Genomic DNA, 4,275 nt, shown 5'->3' on the forward strand with positions numbered 1-4,275 from the left:
CACCTTGAGCATGTTGGTGCCGCCCGGCTGGCCCAGCGGCTCGCCAGCGGTGATGACATAGCGGTCGCCAGCCTGCACCGCACCGTACGTCTTGAGCTGCTGCACCGCCTGCTCCAGCGCGGTGTCGCGGTCCGCGCTGCCCTTGACGCGGTGCAGCGCGTGCACATTGCGAAACAGCGCCAGCCGGCGCGCCGTGGCCAAGCGCGGCGTGATGGCAAAGATCGGGATATCCACCGTGTACCGGCTCATCCACAGCGGGGTTGCGCCGGACTCGGTCAGCGCAACGATGGCTCGCGCCTGCAGATGCGAAGCGATGAACAAGGCCCCCAGCGCGATCGACTGGTCGATGCGCTCGAATGTTTTGCCGACAAAATCGTAGTCCAGCGCGTCATGGTAGGCTTGCTCGGCCGCCAGGCAGATACGAGCCATTTCCTGCACCGTCTGCAACGGGTATTTACCGGCGGCAGTCTCGGCGCTGAGCATCACCGCATCGGTGCCGTCTAGCACGGCGTTGGCCACATCGCTGACCTCGGCTCGGGTGGGGATCGGCGCGTGGATCATGCTCTCCATCATCTGCGTGGCGGTGATGACCAGCCGGTCGTGCGCGCGCGCCAGCGCGATCATGCGTTTTTGCAGCGCCGGCACGGCGGCGTTGCCGACTTCCACCGCCAGGTCGCCGCGCGCTACCATGATGCCGTCGCTGGCCAGCAGGATGGCCTCCAGCTCGGGGATGGCCTCGGCACGCTCGATCTTGGCGATCAGACCCGGGCGGTGGCCGTCGCGCGCAGCTTCCTCGCACAGCCGGCGCGCCAGCCGCATGTCGTCGGCATTTTTGGGAAAGCTCACCGCCACATAGTCAGCCTCTAACGCCATGGCGGTGGCAATGTCAGCCATGTCCTTGGGCGTGAGCGCGGGGGCGGTCAGCCCCCCACCCCGCTTGTTGATGCCCTTGTGGTTGGACAGCTCGCCGCCCACCACCACGCGGGTGTGAACCGCCGCACCTTCCACCCGCTCGACACGCAGCTCGATCAATCCATCATTGAGCAGCAGCACGTCGCCTGGCACCACATCGCGCGGCAGTTCTTTGTAGTCCAGCCCCACCGCATGCTCATCACCCGGTTCGCTGCGCGTGGCGTCTAGCGTGAAGGCCGCACCTTCGGCCAATGTGACTTTGCCATGCGCGAACTTGCCGACGCGGATCTTGGGCCCTTGCAGATCCGCCATCACGGCCACTTCTTTGCCCAAGCGCGCAGCGGCTTCGCGCACCGCGGCGGCACGGCGGCGGTGGTCGTCGGCCGTGCCGTGCGAAAAATTCAGTCGCACCACATCGACCCCGGCACGGATCATGGCTTCCAGCACCTCGGGCGCGTCGCTGGCGGGGCCTAGCGTGGCGACGATTTTGGTGGCACGCAACGGCATGGCAGGGGGTCTCCTCGACGGGGTCACGGCAATTGCTCAGTGTCCCCGTTTCTTATAACAAATCGGCGACAAACATTGTAGTGCCGTGTGCCGCTGCGATGGCGACATGATCTGGCCCAAGTGGCGGCCACGCCCGTGTGGCCTATCATGGTGTCATGGCCCAAACCTTCCTGCCGTTGCTTGGCGTACGCATCGTCAGCCTGGCGCTGAATCTGCCCGGACCCGCCGCTCTTGCGCGCCTGCGCGCGCTGGGGGCGCGCTGTACCAAGATCGAGCCCCCCGCTGGCGACCCGATGCGGGGCTACTGCGAGGCGGCCTATGCCCAGATGCACCGCGGTGTGCGCATCACCGTGCTGGATCTGAAGACCCCTGCGGGCCAGCGCCGCCTGCAGCGCGTGTTGGCGGGAGCAGACGTACTGCTGACCTCGTTTCGGCCCTCCGCTCTGGCCAAGCTGGGGCTCGATGTGGCGACCCTGCAAGCCCGCCACCCGCGCCTGTGCATCGTGCGCATTTTTGGTGCGGCCGGTGCGCGCGCCGAGGAAGCGGGGCATGACCTCACCTACCAGGCCGAGGCCGGACTGATCCAGGGCGATGCGCTGCCGCCCAGCCTGCTGGCCGACATGGCCGGTGCGTTGCTGGCCACGGAAGCTGTGCTGACTGGGCTGTTGCAGCGCGCCGCCACTGGTCGCGGCACGGTGCACGATGTGGCGCTGGCGGACGCCGCAGAGTGGTTGGCGCGGCCCTGTGCCTGGGGTCTGACCGCGCCCGGCGCCCTGCTGGGCGGAGGATATGCAGGCTACCGGATCTACCGCTGCGCGGATGGGCGGGTGGCCCTGGCAGCGCTGGAGCCACACTTTGTGGACCGACTCGGTCAACTCACATCCCTGGGGCCATTGGCGCCGGCCGACTGCCTGCAACCCAGCACGGCTACCAAGCTGGCGGCTTGGTTTGCCCAGCGCACCTGCGCCGAGCTGGAGGCTCTGGGACGCCAGAGTGATATGCCGTGGGCGATCTGGAAGGATCATACATATGCAAATGCGAATCATTCGTGATAAAGTCAGGGCGCGTCGTTGATCTGACTGCGGTTGTCCAGGCTGTGGACTCGGTCAGGTCGCGGCGAATGCAAACCCTTCTTTTGGAGCCAATGCCGTGAACCGCTTTGCCGATCCAGCCCTACTGGAGCCGCTGTTGGTCAGCACCTTGACCTTGTTGCACCACCAAGCCACGCGCGACCACACGCACCCTGTTTGCCTGTACGCGGCCCACAAACTTGCACTGAACCTGCGCCGCCTGGCCAATCATCCGGAATGGTCGACGCCGATGGCGGCTGTGTTGGCTCGCCTCTCGACGCTGTGGTGCGAGCGTGCCCATGCGGCAGGTGCAGCTGTCCATACGGGGTCGCCCTTGCCGCCTTCAGGCGACCATGAGTGTTCGCAGGCACTCGCATCGGTGTAGCTCAGTCGGGGCGCGCGATGACCGATTTGATCGAAGAGTACGCTGTGCTCTGCCGCCAATGGGCGCGGGCGCAACATCACACAGACCTCGGATTGCGTCAATGGCGCCAGCATTGCGCGGCGTTGGAGCGCGAGGTGGTACGTTTGCGCGGGTGTTTGATCGTGCTGCGCACCGGCCTGTTGTGGGGATTGCCAACGCCGTGGGTGTTGGCGTTTTGCGGGGCTGCGCCCCGAGACCGTTGCCGAACTGCCGAAGTCGATCCTCCGGGCGATGCCGTGGACTGGCTGTGCCGCGTGGGTTGCCAGGGACATGCCCATGCTGCGCGCGGTGACGACGGCAGCTGCCGCTGGAACGGCACTGTGTGCGCAGCGCAGTCACGAGCACAAGCCGATAATAATTTGCCGCAATCTATCAAATAATAGTCATCGATTGACCGATCAAATCAATCGACATACGATTGCGCGAGACCTTTGACAACGAATGGGGAGTTCTACATGGCTCGACTGCGTCGCATTGCTCATGTCCACCGCTTGGCGCTGATGAAGACCGCCACCTACTATGTCATGCATGTCACGGTGGCGCTGGCGGTCGCCTACGCCGTCACGGGCAGTTGGCTGGCCGCGCTGACGCTCAGCCTGCTGGAGCCGACCGTCCAGGCAGTGGCCTATTTTTTCCATGAGCGCGCTTGGGCGCGCGTGGCATCACCACCAAGGACGGAGGCGCCAGCCACTTTGGTACGGCCGTCGGCGGCGGCGGCCTGAAGGCGAGCGTCGGGGCAGCCCGATACCCCACCCGACCCCGCGCATGTGTGCTGCGGGCACAATCGCCCCTGTGCTTAGCGCGCGGTCTCGCGCTGTGGGATGGGGAAGGGTCAGCATGGCAGGACGAATCTGGTGGTGGCTGGCGGGCGCGGCGGTGGCGCTGGCGGGCGCGGCGGTGTGGTGGACCCAGCGCCCGACCCCCGTGCGCGCGATCACCCTGGCCGAGCAGCTCGTGCAAACCTCGGTGGTGGTCGCGGGACGCGTGGCCCCTGCCCGCGAGACGACGTTGGCCAGCACGCTGACGGGCCGCGTGGTGGCCACCCCCGTGGCCGAAGGCACGGCGGTGCGCGCCGCGACGGTATTGGTGGCGCTGGAGGCCGACGAGTGGCAGGCCGCGCTGGCTCAGGCTGAGGCGCAGCGCCAGGATGCCCTCGGGCAATCGGTCGAGGCCGAGCGCCAATGGCAGCGCCAGCGCGAGCTGCAGGCCCAAGGGTTTTTGAGCACGGCAGCCCTGGATGCGGCGGATCGGGTTCGGGATGCGGCGCGACGGCGGCTGGAACAGGCCGAGGCAGCGGTGCAGCAGGCCCGCGCCAGGCGTGCCCAGGCGACGGTGCGAGCGCCGGCCGATGGCGTGCTGCTC

At 67.0% G+C, this 4,275-nt stretch carries 4 protein-coding genes and 1 pseudogene; 4 read left to right on the forward strand and 1 reads right to left on the reverse strand.

The annotated features are described in order from the left end of the window. On the reverse strand, positions 1-1,419 hold a 1,419-nt coding region (gene pyk, locus P3W97_RS01400; protein WP_300843182.1), incomplete at its 3' end, for a pyruvate kinase. A 155-nt stretch (positions 1,420-1,574) separates the two neighbouring features. Here pyk and P3W97_RS01405 point away from each other — a divergent pair. From P3W97_RS01405 to P3W97_RS01420, 4 genes and pseudogenes are all read left to right on the forward strand, one after another. After that, the gene (locus P3W97_RS01405; RefSeq protein WP_300843183.1) at positions 1,575-2,471 is read left to right on the forward strand and encodes a CaiB/BaiF CoA-transferase family protein; all 897 of its coding nucleotides are present in this window, start codon (positions 1,575-1,577) and stop codon (positions 2,469-2,471) included. Positions 2,472-2,568: 97 nt separating this feature from the next. Continuing rightward, on the forward strand, positions 2,569-2,874 hold the full coding sequence (locus P3W97_RS01410; RefSeq protein WP_300843184.1) for a hypothetical protein: 306 nt from the start codon (positions 2,569-2,571) through the stop codon (positions 2,872-2,874). A 494-nt stretch (positions 2,875-3,368) separates the two neighbouring features. Further along, positions 3,369-3,635 carry a DUF2061 domain-containing protein gene (locus P3W97_RS01415; protein WP_300843185.1) on the forward strand — a complete coding sequence of 89 codons (267 nt, stop codon included), beginning with the start codon at positions 3,369-3,371 and terminating at the stop codon, positions 3,633-3,635. Between the two features lie 115 nt (positions 3,636-3,750). Next, positions 3,751-4,275: pseudogene (locus tag P3W97_RS01420) on the forward strand (biotin/lipoyl-binding protein); the annotation flags it as partial.

The organism is Tepidimonas sp., assembly GCF_029335975.1.
In the GTDB taxonomy this organism is placed as follows: domain Bacteria; phylum Pseudomonadota; class Gammaproteobacteria; order Burkholderiales; family Burkholderiaceae_C; genus Tepidimonas.

Coding starts and splice junctions, on each gene's coding strand:
- P3W97_RS01405 (WP_300843183.1), top strand. CDS start 1,575: ATGGCCCAAACCTTCCTGCCGTTGCTTGGCGTACGCATCGTCAGCCTG.
- P3W97_RS01415 (WP_300843185.1), top strand. CDS start 3,369: ATGGCTCGACTGCGTCGCATTGCTCATGTCCACCGCTTGGCGCTGATG.